Annotated in this window: 26 protein-coding genes and 2 tRNA genes; 15 read left to right on the forward strand and 13 right to left on the reverse strand. The window is 56.6% G+C overall.

Annotated elements, in window-relative coordinates:
- Window positions 1-22 precede the first annotated feature (22 nt).
- Genes ACR0MJ_RS04575 through fabI form a run of 3 tightly spaced genes read right to left on the reverse strand, consistent with a single transcriptional unit; the run spans window position 23 to window position 2,560 of the window.
- On the reverse strand, window positions 23-1,198 hold the full coding sequence (locus ACR0MJ_RS04575) for an aminotransferase (protein WP_480759496.1): 1,176 nt from the start codon (window positions 1,196-1,198) through the stop codon (window positions 23-25).
- A gap of 39 nt (window positions 1,199-1,237) precedes the next feature.
- Entirely contained in the window at window positions 1,238-1,747 is a 510-nt protein-coding gene (gpt, locus tag ACR0MJ_RS04580; RefSeq protein WP_480759499.1) for a xanthine phosphoribosyltransferase, read from the reverse strand.
- 6 nt (window positions 1,748-1,753) lie between these two features.
- Entirely contained in the window at window positions 1,754-2,560 is an 807-nt protein-coding gene (gene fabI, locus ACR0MJ_RS04585) for an enoyl-ACP reductase FabI (protein ID WP_170405951.1), read from the reverse strand.
- A 134-nt stretch (window positions 2,561-2,694) separates the two neighbouring features.
- Here fabI and pdxH point away from each other — a divergent pair, with 134 nt between their 5' ends.
- The 4 genes from pdxH (at window position 2,695) to ACR0MJ_RS04605 (ending at window position 4,540) form a co-directional block, all read left to right on the forward strand.
- On the forward strand, window positions 2,695-3,300 hold the full coding sequence (pdxH, locus tag ACR0MJ_RS04590) for a pyridoxamine 5'-phosphate oxidase (protein WP_170405948.1): 606 nt from the start codon (window positions 2,695-2,697) through the stop codon (window positions 3,298-3,300).
- 117 nt (window positions 3,301-3,417) lie between these two features.
- Window positions 3,418-3,945 (forward strand): cold shock domain-containing protein, encoded by a 528-nt coding sequence (locus tag ACR0MJ_RS04595; RefSeq protein ID WP_170662646.1) that lies wholly within the window; start codon window positions 3,418-3,420, stop codon window positions 3,943-3,945.
- A gap of 7 nt (window positions 3,946-3,952) precedes the next feature.
- Window positions 3,953-4,420 carry a DUF192 domain-containing protein gene (locus ACR0MJ_RS04600; protein WP_170392984.1) on the forward strand — a complete coding sequence of 156 codons (468 nt, stop codon included), beginning with the start codon at window positions 3,953-3,955 and terminating at the stop codon, window positions 4,418-4,420.
- A gap of 43 nt (window positions 4,421-4,463) precedes the next feature.
- Window positions 4,464-4,540: transfer RNA gene (locus ACR0MJ_RS04605), tRNA-Pro, on the forward strand.
- 8 nt (window positions 4,541-4,548) lie between these two features.
- Here ACR0MJ_RS04605 and ACR0MJ_RS04610 read toward each other — a convergent pair.
- A complete protein-coding gene (locus ACR0MJ_RS04610; RefSeq protein ID WP_170392985.1) occupies window positions 4,549-4,983 on the reverse strand; it encodes a hypothetical protein in 435 nt (144 codons plus the stop codon).
- A gap of 544 nt (window positions 4,984-5,527) precedes the next feature.
- On the opposite strand from ACR0MJ_RS04610, the gene ACR0MJ_RS04615 reads away from it, so the two are divergent.
- Window positions 5,528-9,145: a vitamin B12-dependent ribonucleotide reductase gene (locus ACR0MJ_RS04615; RefSeq protein WP_480759503.1), complete on the forward strand. Its 3,618-nt coding sequence runs from the start codon at window positions 5,528-5,530 to the stop codon at window positions 9,143-9,145.
- Between the two features lie 543 nt (window positions 9,146-9,688).
- Window positions 9,689-9,934, forward strand: coding sequence for an EF-hand domain-containing protein (locus ACR0MJ_RS04620; RefSeq protein ID WP_170405941.1), 246 nt, complete (start codon window positions 9,689-9,691; stop codon window positions 9,932-9,934).
- Window positions 9,935-9,988: 54 nt separating this feature from the next.
- Here the strand turns inward: ACR0MJ_RS04620 and ACR0MJ_RS04625 are convergent, their stop codons facing one another.
- Window positions 9,989-11,533: a trimethylamine methyltransferase family protein gene (locus ACR0MJ_RS04625; protein ID WP_170392988.1), complete on the reverse strand. Its 1,545-nt coding sequence runs from the start codon at window positions 11,531-11,533 to the stop codon at window positions 9,989-9,991.
- 413 nt (window positions 11,534-11,946) lie between these two features.
- Here ACR0MJ_RS04625 and ACR0MJ_RS04630 point away from each other — a divergent pair, with 413 nt between their 5' ends.
- Window positions 11,947-12,465, forward strand: coding sequence for an outer membrane beta-barrel protein (locus tag ACR0MJ_RS04630; protein ID WP_170392989.1), 519 nt, complete (start codon window positions 11,947-11,949; stop codon window positions 12,463-12,465).
- Window positions 12,466-12,482: 17 nt separating this feature from the next.
- Here the strand turns inward: ACR0MJ_RS04630 and ACR0MJ_RS04635 are convergent, their stop codons facing one another.
- Window positions 12,483-13,658 carry a pyridoxal phosphate-dependent aminotransferase gene (locus ACR0MJ_RS04635; RefSeq protein WP_170421790.1) on the reverse strand — a complete coding sequence of 392 codons (1,176 nt, stop codon included), beginning with the start codon at window positions 13,656-13,658 and terminating at the stop codon, window positions 12,483-12,485.
- 57 nt (window positions 13,659-13,715) lie between these two features.
- Complete coding sequence (locus ACR0MJ_RS04640) at window positions 13,716-14,060, reverse strand: MmcQ/YjbR family DNA-binding protein (protein WP_170392991.1); 345 nt, start codon at window positions 14,058-14,060, stop codon at window positions 13,716-13,718.
- Between the two features lie 218 nt (window positions 14,061-14,278).
- Between ACR0MJ_RS04640 and cysS the strand changes: the two genes are divergently transcribed.
- From cysS to ACR0MJ_RS04655, 3 genes are read left to right on the forward strand one after another with little or no spacing between them, the layout of a single operon-like run.
- Entirely contained in the window at window positions 14,279-15,679 is a 1,401-nt protein-coding gene (cysS, locus tag ACR0MJ_RS04645) for a cysteine--tRNA ligase (protein WP_480759506.1), read from the forward strand.
- A complete protein-coding gene (gene cimA, locus ACR0MJ_RS04650; protein WP_480759508.1) occupies window positions 15,676-17,310 on the forward strand; it encodes a citramalate synthase in 1,635 nt (544 codons plus the stop codon). Before cysS ends, cimA begins: the two co-directional genes overlap by 4 nt.
- Before the next feature lies 1 nt (window position 17,311).
- Window positions 17,312-18,088 (forward strand): squalene/phytoene synthase family protein, encoded by a 777-nt coding sequence (locus tag ACR0MJ_RS04655; protein WP_480759511.1) that lies wholly within the window; start codon window positions 17,312-17,314, stop codon window positions 18,086-18,088.
- Window positions 18,089-18,090: 2 nt separating this feature from the next.
- On the opposite strand, the gene ACR0MJ_RS04660 is transcribed toward ACR0MJ_RS04655, so the two are convergent.
- On the reverse strand, window positions 18,091-19,317 hold the full coding sequence (locus ACR0MJ_RS04660; RefSeq protein WP_480759513.1) for an MFS transporter: 1,227 nt from the start codon (window positions 19,315-19,317) through the stop codon (window positions 18,091-18,093).
- Between the two features lie 98 nt (window positions 19,318-19,415).
- Here ACR0MJ_RS04660 and ACR0MJ_RS04665 point away from each other — a divergent pair, with 98 nt between their 5' ends.
- The 3 genes from ACR0MJ_RS04665 to ACR0MJ_RS04675 are packed head-to-tail and all read left to right on the forward strand — an operon-like array spanning window position 19,416 to window position 21,040.
- Window positions 19,416-20,048 (forward strand): DNA-3-methyladenine glycosylase family protein, encoded by a 633-nt coding sequence (locus tag ACR0MJ_RS04665; protein ID WP_480759515.1) that lies wholly within the window; start codon window positions 19,416-19,418, stop codon window positions 20,046-20,048.
- Complete coding sequence (locus tag ACR0MJ_RS04670) at window positions 20,045-20,710, forward strand: alpha/beta fold hydrolase (protein ID WP_170392997.1); 666 nt, start codon at window positions 20,045-20,047, stop codon at window positions 20,708-20,710. The genes ACR0MJ_RS04665 and ACR0MJ_RS04670 overlap by 4 nt, the downstream gene beginning before the upstream one ends.
- Before the next feature lie 27 nt (window positions 20,711-20,737).
- On the forward strand, window positions 20,738-21,040 hold the full coding sequence (locus tag ACR0MJ_RS04675) for a putative quinol monooxygenase (RefSeq protein WP_170405913.1): 303 nt from the start codon (window positions 20,738-20,740) through the stop codon (window positions 21,038-21,040).
- A gap of 4 nt (window positions 21,041-21,044) precedes the next feature.
- Here the strand turns inward: ACR0MJ_RS04675 and ACR0MJ_RS04680 are convergent, their stop codons facing one another.
- Together ACR0MJ_RS04680 and ACR0MJ_RS04685 are read right to left on the reverse strand one after the other, a co-directional pair.
- On the reverse strand, window positions 21,045-21,470 hold the full coding sequence (locus ACR0MJ_RS04680) for a VOC family protein (protein ID WP_170405910.1): 426 nt from the start codon (window positions 21,468-21,470) through the stop codon (window positions 21,045-21,047).
- A gap of 31 nt (window positions 21,471-21,501) precedes the next feature.
- A complete protein-coding gene (locus ACR0MJ_RS04685; RefSeq protein WP_170817796.1) occupies window positions 21,502-22,107 on the reverse strand; it encodes an rRNA large subunit pseudouridine synthase E in 606 nt (201 codons plus the stop codon).
- A gap of 211 nt (window positions 22,108-22,318) precedes the next feature.
- Here ACR0MJ_RS04685 and ACR0MJ_RS04690 point away from each other — a divergent pair, with 211 nt between their 5' ends.
- Window positions 22,319-22,906, forward strand: a complete 588-nt coding sequence (locus tag ACR0MJ_RS04690) for an HNH endonuclease (RefSeq protein WP_223118015.1) — start codon at window positions 22,319-22,321, stop codon at window positions 22,904-22,906.
- Between the two features lie 3 nt (window positions 22,907-22,909).
- Here ACR0MJ_RS04690 and ACR0MJ_RS04695 read toward each other — a convergent pair whose 3' ends face one another.
- On the reverse strand, window positions 22,910-23,374 hold the full coding sequence (locus tag ACR0MJ_RS04695; RefSeq protein ID WP_170421771.1) for a disulfide bond formation protein B: 465 nt from the start codon (window positions 23,372-23,374) through the stop codon (window positions 22,910-22,912).
- Window positions 23,371-23,949, reverse strand: coding sequence for a YqaA family protein (locus ACR0MJ_RS04700; RefSeq protein WP_170393003.1), 579 nt, complete (start codon window positions 23,947-23,949; stop codon window positions 23,371-23,373). Before ACR0MJ_RS04700 ends, ACR0MJ_RS04695 begins: the two co-directional genes overlap by 4 nt.
- A gap of 145 nt (window positions 23,950-24,094) precedes the next feature.
- Between ACR0MJ_RS04700 and ACR0MJ_RS04705 the strand changes: the two genes are divergently transcribed.
- Window positions 24,095-24,180: transfer RNA gene (locus ACR0MJ_RS04705), tRNA-Leu, on the forward strand.
- Window positions 24,181-24,596: 416 nt separating this feature from the next.
- On the opposite strand, the gene ACR0MJ_RS04710 is transcribed toward ACR0MJ_RS04705, so the two are convergent.
- Window positions 24,597-24,821, reverse strand: a complete 225-nt coding sequence (locus ACR0MJ_RS04710) for a hypothetical protein (protein WP_170393004.1) — start codon at window positions 24,819-24,821, stop codon at window positions 24,597-24,599.
- Window positions 24,822-24,914: the final 93 nt, after the last annotated feature.

The following is a 24,914-nucleotide window of genomic DNA, read 5'->3' on the forward strand; positions in this document are numbered from 1 at the left end:
TGCGTGCAGCCGGGGGGCAAGCTTAGAAGGACAAGCCCTGCAATCGGTCGAACAATTGCGCGATACCGGCGCGGTCGAGGTTGGCAAATGCTACACGAACCTGCCGCTTTCCCGCGGAATCGCCCTCTGGCATGAACATGGTACCCGGCAAAAGCAGTATACCTGCCTCGGGTACCAGCCGTCGGGCCAATTCGTCGGAAGCGATGCCAAAGGGATGTTCGAGGTAGGCAAAGTAAGCGCCAAGTCCCAAAAGACGCCAGCCTTTGTCTTCAAGGCGTGGCATTCCTTCCGCGATGGCCGCTCTTCGGTCGAGAATTTCATCTCGTTCACCCGCAACCCATTGGGTCAAGTTCCGCATGCCCCAAAGCGCGGCAAACTGGCCGATCTGGCCGGGGCAGATTGCGACCGTGTCCAGAAATTTCTCGATCTCCGCCAAAAGGGCGGGGCTGGTTGAAATCGCGCCAACACGGTGACCGGTCAGGCGATAGGCTTTTGAGAACGAGTAGAGATGGACAAACGTATCGTCCCAACCCGATTGCTGGAACAGGTCATGAGGCGCGCCTGATCGGCTGTCGAAATCGCGATAGGTTTCGTCAACCAACAGACGAAGCCCCGTTTCCCGCGCAAGATCATAGAAGCGGCGCACCAAGTCCGAAGGGTATTCGACACCACCGGGATTATTCGGCGTCACCAACGAAATCGCCCGTGTCTTTTCGGTGATAAGGGCGCGGGCGCGTTCCAGATCGGGAAGCAAATCATCGTCTGTGGGCAAATCAACGGTTTTTACCCCAGCCATATCCAGCCACATCTTGTGATTGAAGTACCAAGGGGTCGGAAGGATCACCTCATCCCCCTGATCGGTAATTGCCGAAATCACGGCTGAAAAGGCCTGATTGCAGCCCGAGGTGATTGCGATCTGATTCGCCGTTACCTCAGCCGCATAATGTGCGCTGATCTGAGCCGCGAGCTCGGACCGCAGATCATCGTTGCCCAAGACCGGGCCGTAAAGATGTGCGCTGTCCTGCTCGACTGCGAATTCGGCCATTGCTTGCCGCAGCGCTAACGGGGGCGGATCGACTGGAGCCGCTTGACTGACATTGATCAACGGACGGTCAACCGCGAACTCGACCCCGTCCAGCCAACGGCGTGCCTCCATCACCGGAGGGGCAAAGGTGGCGGTAGTGCGGGTCATTGTCATGGTGAGTCCGTGATTTCAGCGCTTAGTTGAAACGCTTGATTAATCAGTGCCCCGATAGGGTTCGACATATTGCAGGGCCATGTCCCATGGGAAGAAAATCCATGTGTCCTGACTGACCTCGGTAATGAAGGTGTCTACCATCGGACGGCCTTTAGGCTTGGCGTATACGGTCGCGAAATGCGCTTTGGGGAACATCTCGCGCACCAGTTCCAGCGTTTTGCCGCTATCGACCAGATCGTCGATGATCAGAATACCGGTGCCATCACCCATCAGATCAACATTGGGCGCTTTGAGAATTTCTGCTTCGCCCTGCGCCTGATGATGATAGGATTTCACGCTGACGGTATCGACCGTACGGATATCCAGTTCGCGGCTGACGATCATTGCGGGGGCCATGCCGCCACGTGTAATTGCCACGACCGCACGCCAAGCGCCATCATCTGGTCCTTGCCCATCCAGACGCCACGCAAGAGCGCGCGAGTCGCGATGAATCTGATCCCAGCTGATGTGGAAGCCTTTTTCGTGTGGCAGGCGGTCCTTGGCGCTCATTGTCTATTATCCTTTTTCAACGTCCGGCGCGTCGACGGCCTTCATTCCGACGATGTGATAACCTGAATCCACGTGCAGATTCTCACCTGTCACTCCGCTGCTGAGATCAGACAGCAGATACAGGGCCGATTTACCAACATCATCGATGGTCACATTCCGGCGCAGGGGCGAGTTATACTCGTTCCACTTCATGATGTAACGGAAATCGCCGATGCCGCTGGCCGCGAGCGTCTTGATCGGGCCTGCCGAGATCGAATTCACGCGAATGCCGTCTTTGCCCAAATCCTCGGCCAGATACTTTACGGATGCCTCAAGGGCGGCTTTTGCAACACCCATTACATTGTAGTGTGGCATGACCTGTTCAGCGCCGTAATAGGTGAGGGTGATCGCACTGCCGCCTTCGTTCATCATTTTCTCCGCGCGCTGCATAACGGCGGTGAAAGAGTAGACCGAAACATCCATCGTCAGGTTAAAGTTCGCGCGCGATGTGTCGACGTAGCGCCCGCGCAATTCGTTCTTGTCAGAAAAGCCAATGGCGTGGACGACGAAATCCAGTTTACCCCATTTCTTTTCGAGCGCGCTGAAGAGTTCATTAATTGATTCTTCGTCGCTGACGTCACAGGGCAAAACGATCTCGCTGCCCAACTGCGCCGCCAATGGATCGACGCGTTTTTTTAGGGCGTCCCCCTGATAGGAAAAGGCCAACTCGGCCCCGGCGTCGGACAAGGCGCGGGCGATACCCCATGCGATTGATTTGTCATTGGCCAGTCCCATGATGAGGCCGCGTTTTCCGGCCATCAACTGATTTGACATCTTCGGTTCTCCGCCTGTCGTCGCATTGTGTTCGGTTGGTTTATGCCATTGATTGTCCTGCTTCAAGGCCATGCGCTCTTGCCCGCAGCGGGTTCTCGCCTTAGGGTCATGTTAATTGTTTCCTGGGGATGGAAATGAACGAGCATAATGGCATCTTCGCCGGGGCTGATCCGTTTGAAATCGCGGATCGGTGGCTGGCCGAGGCAGAAAAGACCGAACCGAATGATCCTAATGCGATTGCTTTGGCAACCGTGGACCCGGAAGGTTTGCCGAATGCCCGTATGGTTCTGCTGAAGGAAATCGAGAAGGACGCGTTTGTTTTCTATACGAACTATCACAGCGCAAAGGCTCAGGAGTTGGACAGCGCCCACAAAGCGGCTTTTGTGATGCATTGGAAATCTTTGCGGCGACAAATCCGTGTTCGTGGTACAATCACCAAGGAAGATGGGCCGCAGGCGGACGCATACTACGCCTCGCGCTCGCTCAAAAGCCGCTTGGGTGCTTGGGCGTCACACCAGTCGCAACCGCTGGAAAGTCGTGCATCCCTGATGGCCGAAGTGGCTAAAGTGACCGCAAAGTTGGGTACCAACCCGCCTCGCCCTGAATTTTGGGGGGGATACCGTGTAACACCTGTCGAAGTCGAGTTCTGGGCCGATGGTGCCTTCAGGTTGCATGACAGGTTTCAGTGGAAGCGACAAAATGTCGATTCCGACTGGCAAGTGCTGAGGTTAAATCCATGACGTTCGCGTTGCGTGAAATGCAACTGTTTGCAGACAATAGCTTTTTTCAGCTTGAATTTGCGAGCCAAAACATAAACAAGAAACCCTTAACGACTTGCCTATCGTAATGGGAAAACAGTGCCAGAAGATTTGAACAGCATGTACCGCGTCCGTGGACACGTAAAATGGTTCGATCCCGCCAAGGGATACGGATTTGTTGTGTCTGACGAAGGCGGCCCGGACATTCTGTTGCACGTCAACGTGCTGCGAAACTTCGGGCAAAGCTCGGTCGCGGATGGCGCCGGCATCGAGATCATGACCCACAAAACTGATCGCGGTGTTCAAGCGGTCGAAGTGATCAGTGTTGACCCGCCTGTTCGCGCGGAAACCATGATGCTGGCCGATTTTGCCGAGCTTGATCCAGCCGTGATCGGCAGCGCTCCGCTTGAGGCTGCGCGCGTCAAATGGTTCGACAAGGGCAAAGGGTTTGGCTTTGCCAATGTTTTCGGCAGCAGTGAAGATGTATTCCTGCATATCGAGGTGCTACGTCGTTCTGGGTTGGCAGATCTGCAACCGGGCGAAGCGCTGGCCATGCGGGTCATTGATGGCAAGCGCGGAAGAATGGCCGCGCAGGTTCTGGCCTGGGAAGCGGCCCTGAACGACTAGGTTCTGAATGATGAGAACGGCTTTCGTACTGGCGCTCCTGAGTTTTTTGATTGGCGGGATCGCGCGGGCTGAATGCCGTCCGGATCGTGTCGAGCTTCGAAATGATCTGGCAGAGGTTCGTTTCGACGTTGAACTGGCCATCACACCGAAAGAGCGATCGCGCGGATTGATGTTTCGCGAAAGCATGCCCAACAGATCTGGAATGTTGTTTGTTTTTGATCCCCCTCAACCTGTTGCGTTCTGGATGAAGAATACCCTGATTCCGCTTGATATGATCTTTGTTGATCGCGCGGGCACTGTGACGCGTGTGCACGAAGGTGCAATTCCGGGGGATCTGAGCCCAATCGAAGGCGGCGATTCGGTTTATGCAGTCCTGGAAATCAACGCTGGCCTAGCCGAGCGTTACGCCATTCGGCCTGGATCGCAGATGCGCCACGAAGTTTTTTCGCAAGGTCCTGCAATTTGGCCCTGTTAGGGCTTTTCAAATCAGATCGGCACGTTTAGGAAGGCGCACGGTCCGGGGCGTGGCGCAGTCTGGTAGCGCACCTGTTTTGGGTACAGGGGGTCGTAGGTTCGAATCCTGCCGCCCCGACCATTTTTCCTCTACACTGGCGTTCCGCCATAGTCGGTGTAGAGTTTGGAAAAATCCCTGTCCAAATCTTTGCTTTCAATAGGTATTCTAAGAGTTGAACCATCTTTCTGCGGAACCAGAAAGTACAACTCTGCGTCCACGCGATACCCGGCCTGATTCTTGGTCGAGCTCAGCCGCGTTACGATTTGCGGCAAGTTCTGCGGATAGCCGTTGAAGCTGAGAATCAAATACGCCGTTGCCTCGGGCGGCAAGGTCTCGCGGCATTCAAAGATGCTTGCGGTGGTCTTGATATACTTGTCGCCCGGCCCCGCGCAGTCGGTCCTGAAGGAATTGAAAAGGTTCTGCGGATAACCGTCGAATTGCGCGCTGCGAGATGCAGGTGGTGCTTCCTGTGATGTGCAGGACACGATTAGCGCCACAATAGTTAACAATGAAATCAAACGCATGTAGAGTAGATTTCCCATCCAGAAATGTCGTGTGATTTCAAGTATGGCACGCGCTGCGATGTCGTGACGATGATTCTCTGAACATGTCCTTAACGCGGGATCGGTTGATCAATGACCTCTAACTGTGGCGGAAAACACGAGAAATCACTCTGACACATCAAGGCGGAATGGGCTGGTCGTCCGGGACATGTCTGTGGAGGAATCGCGATGCGGCGAAATTCCGCCGGTTCAGCAAAACAGGTCAAGCTAAAAGATTCCAAAAATGACCGAAAAAGCCCGTTGACCAACTATGGGAATATACGTCAGATTGTATGGGCCGAAAGACGAGCCACTAAATCTGGTAGGCAATGACCAGAAAAGGCATCGGGCGAGGGACGGAAAGCAAACCACTATGACGTAGACCGTATTCGCGGTTCTGCGCTGTTCTAGGCAGCGTCCGGTCCCTTGCGTCTCAAATTCGTCGGTAGTGCGGGCGGCACCCCGCAGCATCAAGATTTAGTGCCGGGACTTGAAATTTGGACAGATCGAAGCTGGGGCAGCGGACATGAAGATTGAAAGAAAATTCACCAAACCGGGACAGGATGCATATGGCGATCTGGATTTTGTGTCTGCAACATCCGAGATTCGCAATCCGGATGGCACAATCGTGTTCCGTCTGGACGAGATCGAAGTGCCTGCAAAATGGAGCCAAGTGGCCAGCGATGTCATCGCACAGAAGTACTTCCGCAAGGCCGGTGTTCCTTCCAAGCTGAAGAAGGTTAAGGAAAAGGACGTTCCCGAATTCCTGTGGCGATCGGTTCCTGCGGAAGATGCTGAGTTTGATGGCGAAACCTCATCGAAACAGGTTTTTGATCGCCTGGCCGGCGCGTGGGCTTATTGGGGCTGGAAGGGCGGCTATTTCTCGACTGAAGAGGACGCGAGCGCCTATTTTGACGAGATGCGCTATATGCTGGCGACCCAGCGTGCAGCGCCGAACTCGCCGCAGTGGTTCAACACCGGTCTGCACTGGGCATATGGGATCGATGGCCCGGCGCAGGGGCACCACTATGTTGACTACAAAACCGGCAAGCTGACCAAATCGAAATCCGCCTATGAGCATCCGCAGCCGCATGCATGTTTCATCCAGTCCGTCGATGATGATCTGGTGAACGAAGGCGGCATCATGGATCTGTGGGTGCGCGAGGCGCGCCTGTTCAAATACGGCTCGGGTACCGGGACCAACTTTAGCCACTTGCGCGCAGAAGGTGAGGCGCTGTCGGGTGGCGGCAAATCCTCGGGCCTGATGGGCTTTCTCAAGATCGGCGACCGCGCCGCTGGCGCGATCAAATCAGGCGGGACAACCCGTCGGGCAGCAAAGATGGTAATCGTCGATGCAGATCACCCCGATATCGAGCAATTCATCGAATGGAAGGTGATCGAAGAGCAGAAAGTGGCCTCGATCGTTGCCGGATCGAAGATGCACGAGAAGATGCTGAACGGCATTTTCGAGGCCATTCGCTCATGGGACGGCGCTGCTGATGACGCCTATGATCCGAACAAGAACGACAGCCTGAAAAAGGCCGTTCGTGAGGCGAAAAAGGTCGCCATCCCGGAGACTTACATCAAGCGCGTTCTCGATTATGCGCGGCAGGGGCACGACAGCATCGAGTTCCCAACCTACGATACTGACTGGGATTCGGAAGCCTACAGCTCGGTCTCGGGTCAAAACTCGAACAACTCGATCCGTGTGACCAACGCGTTCCTGACCGCTGTTGAGAAGGATGCCGATTGGGAACTTATCAACCGGACCGATGGCAAGGTCGCCCGCACCGTCAAGGCGCGTGATCTATGGGAAAAGGTGGGCCACGCCGCATGGGCCTGTGCCGATCCGGGCATTCAGTTCCACGACACCGTCAACGAATGGCATACATGCCCGGAAGACGGCGAGATTCGCGGATCGAACCCGTGCTCGGAATACATGTTCCTCGATGATACGGCCTGTAACCTGGCGTCGATGAACTTGCTGACTTTCCTTAAGGATGGTGAGTTCCAGGCGGCAGACTATATGCATGCCTCGCGTCTGTGGACGCTGACGCTGGAAATCTCGGTGACCATGGCGCAGTTCCCGTCTAAGGAAATTGCGAAACTCTCTTACGACTTCCGCACCTTGGGGCTGGGATACGCCAACATCGGCGGCCTGTTGATGAACATGGGTTACAGCTACGACTCGGATGAGGGGCGTTCGATCTGTGGCGCGCTGACCGCGATCATGACCGGTGTGGCTTATGCGACCTCGGCAGAGATTGCAGGCGAGCTTGGCCCGTTCAAAGGATATGAGCGCAACGCAGACCACATGCTGCGCGTCATCCGCAACCACCGTCGTGCGTCGCAAGGAGTGACCGATGGTTATGAAAAACTGGCTGTTAAGCCGGTGCCTCTGGATCACGACAATTGCCCGGACAAACGTCTGATCGATCTGGCCATGTCAGCTTGGGATGAAGCGCTGAGCCTCGGCGAAAAGAACGGTTATCGCAACGCGCAGGCCACAGTTATCGCACCAACCGGCACCATCGGTCTGGTGATGGATTGCGACACGACCGGGATCGAACCGGACTTTGCTCTGGTCAAGTTCAAGAAGCTGGCCGGCGGTGGTTACTTCAAGATCATCAACCGCTCGGTGCCTTCGGCGCTGGAAAAGCTGGGCTATTCCTCGGCTCAGATTGAAGAGATCGTGGGTTATGCGGTTGGTCATGGCACCATCGGCAACGCGCCGGGGATTAACCACACCTCGCTGACCGGTCATGGTTTTGGCCCGAACGAGTTGGCAAAAGTAGATGCCGCACTGGAAAGCGCGTTCGACATTCGGTTCGTCTTCAACCAGTGGACGCTGGGCGAGGACTTCTGTACCGGTGTTCTGGGCATCCCGGCGACCAAGCTGAATGACCCGACTTTCGATTTGCTGCGCCATCTGGGCTTTACCAAGGCGGATATCGACGCGGCCAACGACCATGTTTGCGGAACCATGACGCTGGAAGGTGCGCCGCATCTGAAGGAAGAGCATTACGCCATCTTCGACTGCGCCAACCCGTGCGGTAAAAAAGGCAAGCGTTTCCTTGGGGTTGATAGCCACATCACCATGATGGCGGCGGCGCAGAGCTTCATCTCAGGCGCGATCAGCAAGACGATCAACATGCCGAATGACGCGACCATCGAGGACTGCCAAAAGGCATACGAACTCAGTTGGTCGCTGGGTGTGAAGGCGAACGCGCTATACCGCGACGGCTCGAAACTGTCGCAGCCTCTGGCCGCGGCGCTGGTCGAAGATGATGACGAAGCGGCGGAAATTCTGGAAAGCGGTTCGACGCAAGAAAAAGCTGTCGTTCTGGCCGAGAAGGTGATCGAGAAGGTTGTGGTCAAGGAAATGATCCGCAGCCATCGCGAGAAACTGCCGCATCGCCGCAAGGGCTATACCCAAAAGGCAATCGTGGGCGGCCACAAGGTTTACCTGCGGACCGGTGAGTTCGAAGACGGTAAGCTGGGCGAGATTTTCATCGACATGCACAAGGAAGGCGCTGGCTTCCGGGCGATGATGAACAACTTCGCCATCGCCGTGTCGGTTGGCCTGCAATACGGCGTGCCACTGGAAGAGTTTGTGGATGCCTTTACCTTCACCAAATTCGAACCAGCGGGGATGGTGCAAGGCAACGACTCGATCAAGAACGCGACGTCGATCTTGGATTATATCTTCCGCGAACTGGCCGTGTCCTATCTGGATCGCACCGATCTGGCGCATGTCAAACCCGAAGGCGCAACCTTCGACGATCTGGGTCGCGGCGAAGAGGATGGTCTGTCCAACGTATCGGAAATCAGTGAAAGCGCGGCGACCAAATCCTTGGAAGTGCTGAAACAAATCAGCTCGACTGGGTATCTGCGCAAGCGGCTACCGCAGGATCTGATGGTCTTCAATGGTGGTCAAGCCGACGTGTCCGGTATGGCCGAAACCGCAGCGACATTCGAAGCACCCGCTGAGACGGCGGTTGCGACCGGAATGGACGCTCGTACCAAAGCCAAGATGCAAGGGTACGAGGGCGATCCCTGCGGCGAATGCGGAAACTACACGCTGGTGCGCAACGGCACCTGCATGAAATGCAACACCTGCGGCGCGACAAGCGGGTGTAGCTGAGTTTAGCGCCCCGGCAACCCGGGGTGCAGGGGTCGGATGCTGCCACAGTAACCGGCCCCGACGAATACGAAGCAAGGCGCTGAGACTTACCATCGATGCCGTGTTTCACTCGGCCGACATGCCCGTGTCGGCCGGGAACAGGGTGGGGCGGAATATTTGCTCCCTCCCACTCTCTCACGGGACGGGTGCGCTCGTCCCATGCGCAGTCCAGGCCGCAGGCAAAAAAACACCGGGCGGTCAACGAAATGAGCCTGGAAGGCGAAACTGACAGGGGGCTTCGGCCCCCTTTCTTTTTTCAACCCCGAGTCGTGGATTTGAGCAGGGCATTGCCGGATCATCCTGTTTGGATCGGGCAAGAGTTGCCGAAACCTGTCCTGGCCATTTCGCCCAGCAAGCCTCCGCAGATGCGACTCAGTCAAACACGCAGAGATTGGCTTGAAAGCGGCCATATCAATCTGAGCGGGTGACACGCCTTCAGGATGGCCTTTTTTTGGCGCTTGTCCGGACGCAAACACTCAAGAAAACGCAATCAGGAGGCATAACATGAAACCGCAAATTCTGGCCCTTATCTCAACCTTCGCACTTGGCCTGCCGACATTGGCCGTCGGCCAAAGCGCCGCCGATACCAACGGCGACGGAGTACTGACGATCGATGAAGTTCAGGCCGTCGTGCCTGACGTTGATGCCGAAGGCTTTGCGCAGATGGACGCAAACGGCGACGGTGCGCTAGATCAGGATGAGATCACCATCGCTGAACAAGCGGGCCTGCTGCCGCCGTCCAACGGCTGATCAAGCAGGAATGCTGGCGGCCCGGAATATCCGGGCCGCTTATTTTTCAGCGGCTTACGCGGGTAAGTAAATGTTGAACTTGCCGCGAATTTCCGCGTCCAAAAGCGGGTCGAATCTGGCCGGGGATGGCACGGCGAGGATCTCTTCCTTCCGCTTCACTGCCTTTTTGATCAGATCTGGTTTGCCAAGCTCAACCCATTCCTTCGGAGATGATCGGTCACCAAAGGTAGGATAGACGTAATCTGCCTGCATACGGCCTAGCGTCGCATCGGTGCCAAGATAATGCCCAGGACCACCCATGCAGACTTCGGCCATCTGATCCAGTGCCAGCGTCTCGTCCGTTACCTCGATTCCGCGCACACAGCGCTGTGCCTGTCCGATCAGGTCATCGCTCAGGATCAGGCTCTCGTGGCAGAACCCCAGCAACGAGGCATGCATGCCTGCGGCTTCATACACCATGTTCAGGCCTGACAGCCCAGCCATGACGTTCGAACACATTTGTTCCCAACCGGCCTGCATGTCGGGCAATTTCGCGTCCGATGCACCAGCTGCGGCACCACCGGGCAGATCGTAGAACTGGTGCATTTGCGCGCAGCCAGCGGTTAGCAGAGCTTGTTCACCCGAGCCGATGGACATTGCACCCGTGCGCAGGTCCAGACCAAAAGGCCAAGTGCCAAAAATCGCGGGAGCACCGGGCTTTACGGCGTTTACATAAACCAAACCCGCCAGACATTCGGCGGTGGCTTGTGTGATCGCTCCGGCAACGGTCGAGGGTGCGGTAGCTCCTGCCATGCCCGCAGAAAGCAACAAAACCGGCATTCCGGCCTTGATGCATTCTTCCATCACCTCGCAGCTTTCGGTGGCGAATTTCATCGGGGGCACAACGAAGCAGTTGGAGTTGGACATGAAGGGCCGCTCGCGCCACTTGTCCTCTCCGCCCGCGATCATGTGCAGCATCTCGATGGCGGGGGCCACATGGCTGGGCTCCGTGAACGACGTACCGATATGTTTGAACGTGCCTGAGGTGGTGGCGTAGACCGTGTTCAGATCCATCTCAAGGTTGTCGGCGATATCTCGGCACACCATGGGGCGTTGAACAAAGTGAATGTTTTCAAGCTGTTCACAGATGCGAGTCGCGTCATGCAGGTCCTGCAGGGTCGAGTCGCGATATTCCTGCCCATGCACGTCGACCATGCTGACCGCTGCGCCTGCGGTGCCATAATGGACACGCGTTCCCGACAGCTCCAGATCCGATTTGCCGTCCCGGCTGTGCAGAGTGATCGAGCGATTGGCCTTGGCGATTGTGTCCTCGACCAATGCGCGCGGAAAGCGGATGCGGCCATCGTCGCCCAAGGTGCATCCCGCAGCCACGAGATAGTCGATCCCACTTTGTGGCGCATCAGCAAGGCCGATGGTTTCCAGTGCGGTCAGAGCGGCCTCGTGGATGCGTTCGATCTGTGCTTGGGTCAGAACCTTCAGGGTTCCGCCCTCCATACCAGGCCGAATCGGGCGAAGATGTTCCGGAAGAGCTGACGCACGGGCGGCACGACGCGCGGCGCGGCCACCGCTGCGGGATGAGTTTCGGGTTTGTTCGTTCATGTGTGTGTCCGGTCAATAAAGTACGTTGTGGGTGAGTGTACCTAGACCAGTGCTGGCCGTCCTCGTGCCGCACGACCGCGATCCGCACCAATGGTGCGGCTGACCAGTCGAATCTTCCAAACTTCGTTATGCATCAACTTCCTCAGTCTGATGCGCCCATTGTTTCAATGCACTTCTGGACAATCTGTTCTGTTTGCGACTTTGGACTAATTTTATTGGGTCGTCAGTCAAAATGAACTGGGCGCAAATCCTCGTGACTAAATGTTTTTTTCCAATTGCGGTAAGAATCTGTTAATCTGCACGTAGTTATTTGGATTTGTACCTTAGGTTTAAGTAAATACTGGGGTTGGCTGATCAGCAGATCGCTGCCTCGGGGATGCGCCCAAACCGGCAACGGATGTTTGGAGGTCTGCATGAAGTCATTACTGGCCGCACTCGCCACAGCACTGATAACAGGTGCAGGGCAGGTTGTGGCAGAAGACTGGACAGGGGCGTATGCTGGTTTCAGCTTTGGTTATGCAGATGTTGATGGGTCCGGAGGGGCAGGCGGAAGCGGGGGCAGTTTTGGCCCGCTGATCGGATACGACTATGATTTTGGAAATTTCGTGCTTGGCGGTGAGTTGGAATATAACCGCCTGAATCTTGATCTGGGACAATCCGAAGGAAGCCTTGATAGTATGTCGCGATTGAAGTTGCGCGGCGGCTACGATTTTGGATCAGCCCTTGGCTATGTCGTCCTTGGAACCGCGCGGGCCAGTACGTCGGGTGACAGTGATACGGCAGCCGTTTACGGGATCGGTGTTGCCTATCCGCTTGGCGATCGGTTTGTAATCAGTGGCGAAGCGCTGCGGCAGAACTTCGATGATATACCGGAGTCTGGTCGAAGCCTCGACGCAAATGTGTTCAACTTGCGCACCACATTCCGCTTCTGAAACTCGGTGGTCGATTGTCATCCCTCTGCCAATTGAGCGGCAAATTCGCATAGGGTCTGTAGCGATGTGACGAATTTCTCGTCATCGATTGTCATGGCCACGCGGATGTGACCTGCGGCGGCAGAACCAAAGCTTTCACCGGGCATCACAGCGATGGCATGCGTGTCCAGCAGCGCATTTGCGAACACATCACCGCTAAGACCCGTAGCCCGGATATCCAGCATCAGATACATCGCGCCTTGCGCCGGTATTAAGGTGACGACCTGCTGCGCAGCCAGCACTTCAATCGCCAGAGCGCGGCGGCGGCGAAACGGCGCGGCGATTTTGTCTTCGAGAGGTTGTCCCACGCTCAGCGCATAGTTGGCCGCATCCTGTATAAAGCCGGGCACACCATAGGTTGTGTGTGTTGCCAAGTTGATCAGGTGGTCGATGACGCTTTCCGGAGCAACGATCCACCCACAACGCGAGCCAGTCATGGCATGAGATTTCGACATTGAACCCACGACTAGAGTGCGCTCAGCCATGCCGGGTAGGGCGCGAGGTGACATGTGTTCACCCTCCCAAACCTGCGTATCGTAGACTTCATCGGAAATCAGCCATAGATCGCGGCGCTGACAAACCTCGGCGATGGCAGAAAGTGTTTCGGCGGAATAGACCACACCAGTTGGATTGTTTGGGGAGTTTATCAGCAGCGACACCGCCCCGCCTGCCGCGCCATCGATATCGGAAGCGCGAGGTTGGAACAAATCTTCGGCGCGTGTTTCTATGCGTTTGGCTTCCGCTCCAACGCCACGGATCGTGCCGGGGTAGGTGGCATAATACGGATCCAGGTAGAGCGCGATATCGCCCGGATCGCAAAGCGCGGTGTGTGCCGCAAACAATGCGGCCTGACCGCCAGGGGTGATGATAACGTTGTTGCGTGTGGTCGCTACACCTGTTCGCATTTGGACACGGGCGGCCACAGTATCACGCAGCAGATCAGTGCCCGGAACCATCGCGTATCCTGTGTGCCCGCTGCGGGCCGAACTTTCCATGGCCGACAATATTGACTGATCGGTCCGAATGTCATGCTCGCCGATCGTCAACTCGGTAACGGCATGGCCTTCGGCAATCATCCGACGCGCGCGGATGAACACCTCCCAGCCGTCTGATCCACCCTCGGTCAGATGCGTAATGCGATGCGATAGTTTCAAGGGATTCTCCCGACCGGCTATGACGCCGAATGGGGCAAAGCACAGCAATTTTGTCAATCAGCTTCGCGGCGGCAAACTCGCCTGTATCTTCTTGGTCAGCGATGCACGGATGATATCGTATGAGGTGATCAGGCGATGTTGCATCTCGTCGGCGTCAGTTTCCCACGGCAGGCGAACCCAGCTGCGGTGAAAATACGGGGCCTTGGTGCCAATCCCTGCGTCGATCAGCATCTGCGCGGTCTCAATGTCGGGAGTCTTGACCGATACACCATCCCCGACCGAGCCGACGCAGGCGAACATCTTGCCGCCAACTTTCCATGCGTCGTGGCCGCCACCCCAAGGGTCCGAAAGTTCGGCACCGGGCAGGTCTGCGCATACGGAATTGACGTAATCACGGGTCATGGTGGGCAGACTGCCTCTGTGGAGGTTGAAACTCAAGGCTTGGCTCAGCATCAATCCCGTGCTAGGCAAAGCGCATGAACCGGAAAACTTGCATCATTATCTGCTGCATTACCTGCTGATTTCTCAAGCGGGCCGGTTTCTTTCGTTTTCATCTCTGAGACAAGTTGCTAAGCCCGCGCCAACGCGTGACGTATATGCTGTTTCAGGAGCACGACCCGATGACGACGATCAAACTGCACAATACAAGGACTCGGACGAAAGAGGATTTCGTGCCGATCGATCCCGATAATGTGCGGATGTATGTCTGTGGTCCGACGGTCTATGATCGGGCGCATCTGGGGAACGCACGGCCTGTGGTTGTGTTCGACGTGCTCTATCGTTTGTTGCGGCATGTATACGGTGCTGATCACGTGACCTATGTGCGCAATTTCACCGACGTGGATGACAAGATCAACGCCACCGCATTGTCGCGCAAGAAGGCTGGGGCTGACGGGTCTTTGGAACAGTTGGTGCAGGAACGTTCGGACGAAACCATCGGCTGGTATCTGCACGACATGGGCGCGCTGGGGGCGTTGGAACCCAACGCGATGCCGCGCGCCACAGAGTATATCGCGCAGATGATTGCGATGATCGAAGACCTGATGGCCAAGGGGCACGCTTATGCTGCCGAGGGTCACGTGTTGTTCGCGGTGGACAGCTGGAAGGAACACTATGGTGCGCTGTCGGGGCGGTCGGTTGATGACATGATCGCCGGGGCGCGAGTCGAGGTCGCGCCTTACAAGAAGAACCCGATGGATTTTGTGCTGTGGAAGCCGTCGACCGATGAGTTGCCCGGCTGGGACAGCCCATGGGGCCGGGGGCGTCCGGGGTGGCATATCGAATGCTCGGCCATGAGCTATGAATTGCTGGGCGAGAGCTTTGATATTCACGGTGGCGGCAACGATCTGATGTTCCCGCACCACGAGAACGAGATTGCTCAGAGCAAATGTGCCCACCCGCATGGCGAATTCGCGCGTGTCTGGATGCATAATGAAATGCTACAGGTCGAGGGCAAGAAAATGTCCAAATCGCTGGGCAATTTCTTCACCGTTCATGATCTGCTTGAGCAGGGTGTGCCGGGTGAAGTGATCCGGTTTGTGTTCTTGCAGACCCATTATCGCAAGCCGATGGACTGGACCGAGAAGAAGGCGCGCGAAGCCGAGGCAACGTTGCGCAAGTGGCGGGCGCTGACAGCGGGCATCGAGCCCGCTGCCGCCGCGGCACCTGCGGTCATTGATGCGCTTACCGATGACATGAACACGGCAGGTGCCATCGCTGAACTTCATCGTTTGGCTGCTGACGGCAACGCTGCTTTATTGCTGGCGAGTTCACAGGTGGTCGGGCTGTTGACGGATGAAATGGCAGCTTGGGCGCAAACCGCCGTGGCTGATCTGTCATCCCACGCAGAAAAACTGGCCGATGCCCGCGCTCTTGCGATGCAGAACAAGGATTTCTCTGAGGTCGATCGCCTGAAGGCGGCCTATGTCGCCGCAGGGCTGGAGGTTCGGATGAGCAAGGACGGTGTGGAGTTGGTGCCAGGTGCTGGCTTTGATGTTGCGAAGTTGGAGGCGGTCGAATGACCAAAGAGCGCCTTTACCTCTATGACACCACCCTGCGCGACGGGCAACAAACGCAAGGCGTACAGTTCTCGACAGCCGAGAAGGTACAGATCGCGCAGGCTCTGGATTCGCTGGGGATTGATTACATCGAAGGGGGTTGGCCCGGAGCGAACCCGACCGACAGTGCGTTTTTTGATGCCGCGCCCAAGACTTCGGCCTGTATGACGGCGTTTGGAATGACCAAACGCTCGGGCAGGTCGGCTGAGAATGATGACGTTCTGGCGGCTGTAATGAACGCGGGAACACCAGGCGTTTGTCTGGTTGGGAAATCGCACGATTACCACGTGACCCACGCACTTGGTATCACGCTGGAGGAAAACACCGAGAACGTTCGCGCCTCGGTCGCGCATATCGTGGCGCAGGGGCGGGAGGCTCTGTTTGATGCCGAGCATTTTTTTGATGGCTACAAGGACAACCCGGAATATGCGGTGGAAGTCTGCCGCGCTGCGCTCGATGCAGGGGCAAGGTGGGTGGTTCTGTGTGACACCAATGGCGGAGCATTGCCGGCAGAGGTCGGGCGGATCGTATCCGAGGTGATTGCGGCCGGTCTGCCGGGGGATCGGCTGGGCATTCATACGCATAACGACACCGAGAACGCAGTGGCGTGCTCGCTGGCTGCAGTCGATGCGGGGGCGCGGCAGATTCAAGGTACGTTGAATGGGTTGGGAGAGCGCTGTGGCAATGCCAACCTGACCGCTTTGATCCCAACGCTGATGCTGAAAGAACCCTATGCCTCGTGCTATGAGATCGGAGTGATGCCCGAGGCGCTGGCCAGGCTGACGCGCATCAGCCGGATGCTGGATGATATCCTGAACCGAGTGCCCAGCAAGCAGAGCGCCTATGTGGGCGCGTCGGCTTTTGCGCATAAGGCCGGGCTGCATGCCAGCGCGATCCTCAAGGACCCGACAACCTATGAGCATATCGATCCGGCAAGTGTTGGAAATGCGCGCATCATTCCGATGTCGAACCAGGCTGGGCAATCGAACCTGCGTAAACGTCTGACCGATGCGGGATTGGCCGTAGAAGCGGGCGATCCGGCGTTGGGACGTATCCTTGAGCGGATAAAACTGCGCGAGGCCGAGGGGTATTCCTATGACACCGCGCAGGCTAGTTTTGAGCTGCTGGCGCGGGATGAGTTGGGGCAATTGCCCGAATTCTTTGAGGTCAAGCGCTATAAGGTGACCGTTGAACGCCGGAAAAACAAATACAACAAGATGGTCAGCTTGTCCGAAGCGGTTGTTGTTGTGAAAGTGGATGGCGAGAAGAAGCTGTCGGTAAGTGAGTCGCTGGATGAAAGCGGTAGCGATCGCGGTCCGGTGAACGCGCTCGCCAAAGCTCTGGCCAAGGATTTGGGGCAGTATTCGCAGATACTGTCTGATATGCGGCTGGTCGATTTCAAGGTGCGTATCACGCAAGGCGGGACTGAGGCGGTCACGCGCGTGATCATTGACAGCGAAGACGGGCAAGGGCGGCGCTGGTCTACGGTTGGGGTGAGTGCGAACATAATTGATGCCTCGTTCGAAGCGCTACTGGATGCGATTCAGTGGAAACTGGTGAGCGATTGCGCCCCGCAGACAGCGGCCGCCGAATAAGGTGGAGTTCGACGACGACATCAAGGCTTGTGCTGCGCTGGTTCATCGGGCCGATCCCGATCGCTTTATGGCTGCCATGGCCGCACCAGTTGAGGCACGGGCAGTTTTGTTCCCGATTTATGCGCTGAACGTCGAGGTGGCCCGTGCCCCGTGGGTGACGCAAGAGAGCATGATCGCCGAGATGCGGCTGCAATGGTGGCGCGATGCCTTGCAAGAGATTGCCGAAGGTCCATCTGTTCGTCGGCACGAGGTTGTCACACCTGTGTCGCGCGTGATTTCTCCGCATCTGGCAGCGCTGCTGGATGAATATGTGGCCGTAAGGCGTTGGGATATCTATCGTGATCCGTTCGAGGATGAGGCGCATTTTGACGCCTATATTGCCCATAGCGCTGGAACATTAATGGTGGTGTCGGCGCAGGCTCTGGGTTCGGCGGATGAAACTGTTCTGCGTGATTTCGGATATGCAGCGGGGATCGCGAATTGGCTGCGCGCAATTCCCGAGCTTGAGGCACGTGGGCGCATTCCTTTGCTGGACGGAACCCATAACGGGGTTCGGGCGCTGGCGCAGAAAGCTTTGGACCGATTGGCGCAAGCGCGGTCCACCCGCAACGAGATCTCGGCACAAGCACGGCCTGCGCTCTATGCGGGGTGGCAGACGGAATGGGTGTTGCGGACTGCATTGGCCAGACCGGACCGGGTGGCCGCAGGTGCGTTGGATCAGGGTGAAATCCGACGTCGGTTTACGCTGATGAAAACCGCAGCGACCGGGCGCTGGTAACGTCAGACGGTTTGTGGGTCCGAAGGCCTCAGAACCAGCCACAGCAGCGCGCCACCTGCAAGGGTCAGCAGCGGGATCATGGCGAGGTTTACGGCCGTCCAACCCTCGACCGCTGAACCGCCCGAGCAGTTCATCAATCCGCCAGAGGCAAGCGAAGCAAAGGTCACGCCGCCAAACACCAGCAAGTCATTCAGGCCCTGCATTCGCCCGCGTTCGTGCACTTCATGCGAGTCTGCTAACATGCTGGTGGCGCCAATGAAGCCAAAGTTCCATCCGATGCCCAGCAGGATCAGGGAGACGAAAAAGTTACCTAGATCGACACCTTGCAGGGCGACAATGCCTGCACCGCCAAGGATTGCCAAACCGAGAGCTACGATCTTTTCGACCCCAAACCGCGCGATCAGGTGGCCGGTGAAGAAGCTGGGAATGTACATCGCCAGTACGTGGCTGGTGACGATATCCGCGGCATCACCTTCGGTATATCCGCACCCGACGACGGCCAAAGGTGTAGACGTCATTACAAGGTTCATCAGCGCGTAGGAAACCATTGCGCAGATGATCGCCACTGCGATGCGCGGGGTTTTCAGCAGTTCCAATCGGGTCCGGCCTTTCGGCTCGTCTTCGGTTGGTTTCGGCGGGGTCGGGATGTCGAGGAAAAAGAACAACGCCGACCCCAGAACGTTGATCGCGATCACCGCCAGATAAGTGCCCAAAAACGGGACCACATACGCCTGCGAGGTCAGCTTGACGATCTGAGGGCCGATGATCGCCGCCGCAAGCCCTCCGGCCATGACGTATGAGATCGCCTTGGGCCGAAATGCATCAGAGGCGGTGTCCGCTGCTGCAAAGCGATAAAAGCCATGTGCGCTCATGTATATGCCGGTCAGGAAGCTGCCGACCAGGAAGATCGGGAACGAGCCGAGATAAAGCCCGTAAGCCCCGATAACGCCCCCTGCGGCACCTGCGGTTGATCCCACAAGAAACCCGGCACGGCGTCCCCAGCGTTGCATGATGGCCGAAATCGGCGTGGCCGCCAGCATTGAACCCAGAACGATCAGTGAAATCGGCAGCGTCGCAAGGCAAGCGTTGCTCGCCAGCGATTGGCCTGCCAGCCCGCCGACGATGAACATCATGGGCATCTGTGCACCCAGGATTGCCTGTGCTGCCACCAAAACGGCAACGTTGCGTTTGGCCTGACTATCGTCAGGGGTGGCAGCGATCATTGTCATGGGCGAATGGTTATCTACGATTGAGACTTGGCACAAGCGGGTTGCATATGCGGCACATCCGCCTAACGTGCGGACAAGGATCACTTATCGGAGAGCGCATGTCCGTCGGACGCATCATCGAAACACCGGACTGCGTTAACGAAGGGGCCGAGTGGTTGGCTGAGGCCTGCCCCCGGATGGCTTATGCGATGGAGCAAACCGGACCTCTGCCACTCAGGCGCAAGCCTGACGGGTTCGCCCAATTGCTCAGCGCGATTGTCAGTCAGCAGGTCAGCGTGGCCTCGGCAAACGCAATCTGGAAGAGGCTGCAGGACGCAAAACTGACCGGTCCGCGCAAGATTATGTGGGCCACTGATGATGATCTGCGCGCTGTGGGTCTCAGCCGTCAGAAAATTCGCTATGCCCGCGCCTTGGCCGAAGCGCGGATCGATTACAAAGCGTTGCGTGATACGCCAGATGACGAAGTGGTCGCAATTCTGACCGAGGTACCGGGAATCGGTGTCTGGACCGCCGAGATTTATGCGATGTTTTCGCTGGGTCGCGCCGATGTGATTGCACCGGGCGATCTGGCCTTACAGGAAGCTGCACGCATCCTCTATGAATTGTCAGAACGACCAAAAGACAAAGAGTTACGCCAGATAGCTGAAGCCTGGTCGCCGTGGCGATCGGTTGCGGCGCGGGTGCTGTGGGCCTATTACCGGGTCGCAAAAGACAGAGAAGGGATCAGATGACACGGGTTTTGAACGCGCTCAGGAAAGAGCCGGTTTCAGGCGACACACGCTCGGTCGTGGTGTTTGTGCATGGTTATGGTGCAAACGGGGCCGATCTTTTGGGGCTGGCTGATCCGTTGGGCGAGCATCTCCCGGATACGTTGTTTGTAGCTCCGGACGCGCCTGAACAGATCATCGGTATGCCCAACGGTTTCCAGTGGTTCCCGATCCCGTGGATTGATGGCTCATCCGAGGAGGAAGCCCGACGGGGTATGGAAATGGCGGTTGAGGATTTCAACGCGTTCCTTGATGCGCTGATGGTGGATGAGGATGTCCTGCCAGAGCAGGTAGTGCTGTTCGGTTTCAGCCAGGGAACGATGATGAGCTTACATGTAGCCCCGCGCCGCGAGGACCCAGTGGCCGGGATCGTAGCGTTCTCGGGACGTTTGCTGGAACCTGATTTGCTGCCGGACGAAACCGTAAGTCGCATGCCAATCCTGCTGGTGCATGGCGATGCTGATGACGTTGTACCGCCGCAATCGTTGCCAGAAGCAGCTGAGGCACTTCAGGCGGCCGGGTTCAAAGAGGTTTATGCCCATATAATGAAGGGCACCGGCCACGGGATTGCTCCGGATGGCTTGAGTGTTGCGCTGGCCTTCATGCGGGATAAGCTGAGCCTCTGACTTGCGGGGCGATCTAAGGAGAGCATGATGCTGATCGTGACAGGAGTGGTCGAAGTTTCAGATGCAGCGGTCGAGAAAGCCATTGATGCCGCGCAGGAAATGGTTGCGGAAACTCTGAAAGAACCCGGATGCCTGATCTATGAATTCAGTCAAATCCTGGGTCAGGCGACCCGCTTTCGGGTCTATGAGGAATGGCAGGATCAGGCCGCGCTTGAGGCCCATTTCGCGACCCCTCATATGGCTGCTTTTCAGGCGGCACTTGGTGAGGTCGGCGTTGTCTCTAGCGAAATCTACCGTGTGATCGGGGGCGAGAAGCAGCCGCTTCGCTGATCGATCACTCCCACAGCCTTCCTTCCGAGAATTCGACCGAGTTGCCTGCAGGGTCTCGTACATAGAGCGACCGGGCTCCGTTGGGCCAGTCGAACTCGGCATCGACAGGGATGTTCCAGTCCAACAGATGCTTGCGCATCACGGTGATTTCATCTCGGGTTAGGACAAGGCAAACATGGCTGGGACCGCGCGCCCCATGCGGTGGGACCGGCAGATCGGGGTTGCCTGGCGGTTTCTCGGTTTCGCTGGCATTGAACAGCAACAGGACAGACCCGCCGATTCGATAGAACACATGGCGGTCGGTGACGCGCTGGATTTTCTCTAGCCCCAATATCTGACCATAGAAATCCTCGGCCGCATCTAGATCGTCGACATACAGCGCGGCTTCCAGGATGGCAGACGGGGCAGGGATATCCGGTGTGACCTTCATGCCCTAAGCCTATCACATCACGCAGTTTTTGTCACCGGCGCGGGCGGCGGTCCCGCTTGCGCGACGGTGCTGCGTCAACAGCTGGCATCGGCAGGCTTTCCCACTGACCGGGATCAAGGCCGTCCAAAGTCCAATCTCCAACACGGGCTCGGATCAGGCGTAGAGTTGGGTGCCCGACTGCGGCTGTCATCCGGCGAACCTGACGGTTGCGGCCCTCTTTTATCGTCAGTTCAACCCAACTGTCGGGCACCGTTTGGCGAACCCGGATCGGCGGGGTGCGTGGCCATAGCCATTCGGGTTCGTCAATCAGTCGCACCTTGGCGAGGCGCGTCAAACCATCCTTAAGTTCAACACCTTCCCGCAACGCCTTTAGCGCCGCTGTATCGGGAATGCCTTCGACCTGAACCCAGTATGTCTTAGGCATCTTGTGCTTGGGGTCTGATATCTGCGCCTGCAATCGCCCATTATCAGTCAGCAGCATCAAACCCTCGCTATCCCGGTCCAAGCGTCCCGCAGGATAGACACCGGGCAGGTCGATAAATTCCGAGAGCGTGCTGCGGGGTGAGTCAGAATTGGCGCGGTCGGTGAACTGCGGCAACACATCGTATGGTTTGTTGAAACGGATGAACCAGGACATGCCCCGCCATAGCTTGCAGACCACATCTGCGCAACCTGTGGATAAGTGTCACTTATCTGTTACGTATTCGGCCTAACCAATACCCGAGATGTTGTGTGAACTCGGCACTTGTCAGAGATTTAACACGATATATAGTTAACTTAAGGCCGGGGCGGGTGTTCCCCGCTCTGATGTCACAAACGGGCAGTACAGAGCGAGGAGCGATTCTGTTATGGACGGAGACTTCAGGACCGAATTTGTCAGGGAAACCGGTGCGCTCAAGCATCATCCGGCATTGGTTTTGAACGCCGATTACAGACCTCTTTCCTACTACCCGTTGTCTTTATGGCCGTGGCAGGAGGCGATCAAAGCTGCCTGGCTGGACAGGGTGGATATTGTTGCGGAATATGACGAGGTTGTCCGCAGTCCCAGTACCGAGATCCGAATACCCTCGGTCGTTGTCCTGAAAGACTATGTAAAACCCAGAAAGCGCGTGGCCTTCACGCGCTTTAATTTATTCTTGCGGGACGAATTCAAATGCCAGTACTGCGGCAGCCGTGAAAACCTGACCTTTGATCATGTTGTACCGCGCGCTTCGGGCGGGGTCACAAGTTGGCAGAATGTCGTTGCAGCGTGCAGCCCGTGCAATCTGCGCAAGGGCTCAAAATCCCTGCGACAGGCCAGAATGTCACTGAATAAACCGCCGCGTCAGCCGGATGCTGAGGCTTTGCGCAATATCGGTCGGAAGTTCCCCCCGAACCATCTGCACGAAAGTTGGATCGACTTCCTCTACTGGGATGCCGAACTGGATCAGCTATGAACCCTAGCGCGCGCGCCAGGCTGCGATCCAGATCAGGACCAGACCCGTCGAAATCAATCCATTCCAGCCCGCCATGGAAATCCCGAACATCTCCCACGGGATGTCATCGCAACGCACGAGCGGGGCAGACATGATCTGATCCATTAACTCTTCGGCACTCAGACCACCGATATCACCAGATGTGCAGGTCGATGGGCCCTCCCACCAGCCTTGCTCGACCCCAGCATGGTAAAACCCTATTCCCGCCGTTGTGGCCGCCGCCAGAGCGCCTAGTAGGGGCAGGGGGCGGACGCCCGGGAAGGCAAAGGCTAGAGCACCAAGAATCACTGCGACACCATGGGGATACCGCTGCCAGATGCACATTTTGCACGGCGCGAGCCCACCGATGTATTGAAAGCCCCAAGCCCCAAGTAGCAACGCGGCCGAGCCGGATGCGGCAACCAGAACCAGAAGTCTTTTGCGCGTCATAAGTATTTCACCACAAGAAAGCCGCCAAACAGCAGGATTATGAATAGGGTAAACATCAAACCCAACCGTTTTTCGATGAAGTCACGGATGGGTTCCCCAAATTTCCACAGCAGCCCGGCCACAAGAAAGAAGCGCAAGGCGCGTGCCAGGATCGAGGTGGCTATGAACGTCCCAATCGGCATCCCGGTCCAGCCCGACATGATGGTAATGACCTTATATGGGAAAGGCGTCACGCCAGCCGCCAGCACGGCCCAGAAGCCGAAATCATTGAAGCGGGTATTGAATTCTTCCATTGCGTGGGCTTTGCCCATGGCTTCCAGAACAGGCTGCCCAAGGCTTTCGTAAAAGAATGCCCCAATTGCATAACCCAATATCCCACCCAGCACCGAGGCAACCAAGGCGACCGTCGCGATCAGCCAGGCCCGCGACGGACGCGCAAGGATCATGGGAATCATCAAAACATCGGGTGGGATCGGAAAAAACGAACTTTCGACAAAAGCCACAACAGCCAGCGCCCAAAGCGCATGAGGATGTTCGGCCAGACGAATGGTCCAGTCATAAAGGGATCGCAACATGAAGAATAAGTATCCTGGTAACCGCTGCGGCAAGCCAAACCATGCACCCGACTGACCGTCAACCTCCTTCGATGAAACATTCAGAGCAGTGGTTGTTTTTTGCCTCTGGACCTTCTCTCGGTAGGGCGCTAATCCAGTGTTCGTGGCCCAAGTGGCGGAATGGTAGACGCAGGGGATTCAAAATCCCCCGGTAGTGATACCGTGCCGGTTCGAGTCCGGCCTTGGGTACCAAAGTAAAAACAGTGAGTTAGGGGAGCCGGCTCGCTGTTTTTTCTTTTGGGGACATTTACTTTGAACTGTTTTGATTCATCAACGAGTTTGCTTTGAATGCACGAGTCATATCGCCATTTCTGGACAAGCCGTGGCTTCACAATTCTAGGTTTATGCAGATATTTCACACTTCCATAACATTTTCTGGACGGTCGGTTTCGGTATTCAGAATGGGTGCTAATCACGCGCGTTCCAGCGCTCGATCCCGCCAGTGCGATATTGGTTGAGGCAACGCGCCATTGCCCACTAAATCGCGGAACTCTGAAGTAGTCACATCCAGCAATTCTTAATAGTTCTGATGCCCAGTCGCGCGAGATGGCGGCTTTGTAATTGACCTGTGGGTGGGACCCGCTGCTTAGAACGCAGCGGGCAGAGCGTTAGCTACACTTTTGCTCGTAGTAGGCATCAAGTAATTCAATGATCCACTTGATGATAAATTTGGTTGCACCGTTCGCCTTTTCCTTGATCTTTTCCAGAACCACTCGTACCACAGGCCACGCATCGCAAAAATCGATACCTTTTACCTGTTCTGGTTGCCCTAGATCGAGTGAGTTCAAATAGGCTTCGATCTCTTCGCGGCTCACTTCAACGCCATTAGCCATTTTCAATTCCTTTCAAATAAGTGTGTGTAACAGGCAACGCCCGAATTTGATTAGTTATAAATAGTTTTATTGAAACGGGCGAAATTGCCGTGT

It is taken from the genome of Ruegeria sp. C6 (genome assembly GCF_056537625.1).

What these genes read in the sequence shown, in the direction of transcription:
- ACR0MJ_RS04575 (WP_480759496.1), bottom strand. Translation starts at nt 1,198, where the DNA reads ATGACAATGACCCGCACTACCGCCACCTTTGCCCCTCCGGTGATGGAG.
- gpt (WP_480759499.1), bottom strand. Translation starts at nt 1,747, where the DNA reads ATGAGCGCCAAGGACCGCCTGCCACACGAAAAAGGCTTCCACATCAGC.
- fabI (WP_170405951.1), bottom strand. Translation starts at nt 2,560, where the DNA reads ATGTCAAATCAGTTGATGGCCGGAAAACGCGGCCTCATCATGGGACTG.
- pdxH (WP_170405948.1), top strand. Translation starts at nt 2,695, where the DNA reads ATGAACGAGCATAATGGCATCTTCGCCGGGGCTGATCCGTTTGAAATC.
- ACR0MJ_RS04600 (WP_170392984.1), top strand. Translation starts at nt 3,953, where the DNA reads ATGATGAGAACGGCTTTCGTACTGGCGCTCCTGAGTTTTTTGATTGGC.
- ACR0MJ_RS04610 (WP_170392985.1), bottom strand. Translation starts at nt 4,983, where the DNA reads ATGCGTTTGATTTCATTGTTAACTATTGTGGCGCTAATCGTGTCCTGC.
- ACR0MJ_RS04615 (WP_480759503.1), top strand. Translation starts at nt 5,528, where the DNA reads ATGAAGATTGAAAGAAAATTCACCAAACCGGGACAGGATGCATATGGC.
- ACR0MJ_RS04620 (WP_170405941.1), top strand. Translation starts at nt 9,689, where the DNA reads ATGAAACCGCAAATTCTGGCCCTTATCTCAACCTTCGCACTTGGCCTG.
- ACR0MJ_RS04625 (WP_170392988.1), bottom strand. Translation starts at nt 11,533, where the DNA reads ATGAACGAACAAACCCGAAACTCATCCCGCAGCGGTGGCCGCGCCGCG.
- ACR0MJ_RS04630 (WP_170392989.1), top strand. Translation starts at nt 11,947, where the DNA reads ATGAAGTCATTACTGGCCGCACTCGCCACAGCACTGATAACAGGTGCA.
- ACR0MJ_RS04640 (WP_170392991.1), bottom strand. Translation starts at nt 14,060, where the DNA reads ATGACCCGTGATTACGTCAATTCCGTATGCGCAGACCTGCCCGGTGCC.
- cysS (WP_480759506.1), top strand. Translation starts at nt 14,279, where the DNA reads ATGACGACGATCAAACTGCACAATACAAGGACTCGGACGAAAGAGGAT.
- cimA (WP_480759508.1), top strand. Translation starts at nt 15,676, where the DNA reads ATGACCAAAGAGCGCCTTTACCTCTATGACACCACCCTGCGCGACGGG.
- ACR0MJ_RS04660 (WP_480759513.1), bottom strand. Translation starts at nt 19,317, where the DNA reads ATGACAATGATCGCTGCCACCCCTGACGATAGTCAGGCCAAACGCAAC.
- ACR0MJ_RS04665 (WP_480759515.1), top strand. Translation starts at nt 19,416, where the DNA reads ATGTCCGTCGGACGCATCATCGAAACACCGGACTGCGTTAACGAAGGG.
- ACR0MJ_RS04670 (WP_170392997.1), top strand. Translation starts at nt 20,045, where the DNA reads ATGACACGGGTTTTGAACGCGCTCAGGAAAGAGCCGGTTTCAGGCGAC.
- ACR0MJ_RS04675 (WP_170405913.1), top strand. Translation starts at nt 20,738, where the DNA reads ATGCTGATCGTGACAGGAGTGGTCGAAGTTTCAGATGCAGCGGTCGAG.
- ACR0MJ_RS04680 (WP_170405910.1), bottom strand. Translation starts at nt 21,470, where the DNA reads ATGAAGGTCACACCGGATATCCCTGCCCCGTCTGCCATCCTGGAAGCC.
- ACR0MJ_RS04685 (WP_170817796.1), bottom strand. Translation starts at nt 22,107, where the DNA reads ATGTCCTGGTTCATCCGTTTCAACAAACCATACGATGTGTTGCCGCAG.
- ACR0MJ_RS04690 (WP_223118015.1), top strand. Translation starts at nt 22,319, where the DNA reads ATGGACGGAGACTTCAGGACCGAATTTGTCAGGGAAACCGGTGCGCTC.
- ACR0MJ_RS04695 (WP_170421771.1), bottom strand. Translation starts at nt 23,374, where the DNA reads ATGACGCGCAAAAGACTTCTGGTTCTGGTTGCCGCATCCGGCTCGGCC.
- ACR0MJ_RS04700 (WP_170393003.1), bottom strand. Translation starts at nt 23,949, where the DNA reads ATGTTGCGATCCCTTTATGACTGGACCATTCGTCTGGCCGAACATCCT.
- ACR0MJ_RS04710 (WP_170393004.1), bottom strand. Translation starts at nt 24,821, where the DNA reads ATGGCTAATGGCGTTGAAGTGAGCCGCGAAGAGATCGAAGCCTATTTG.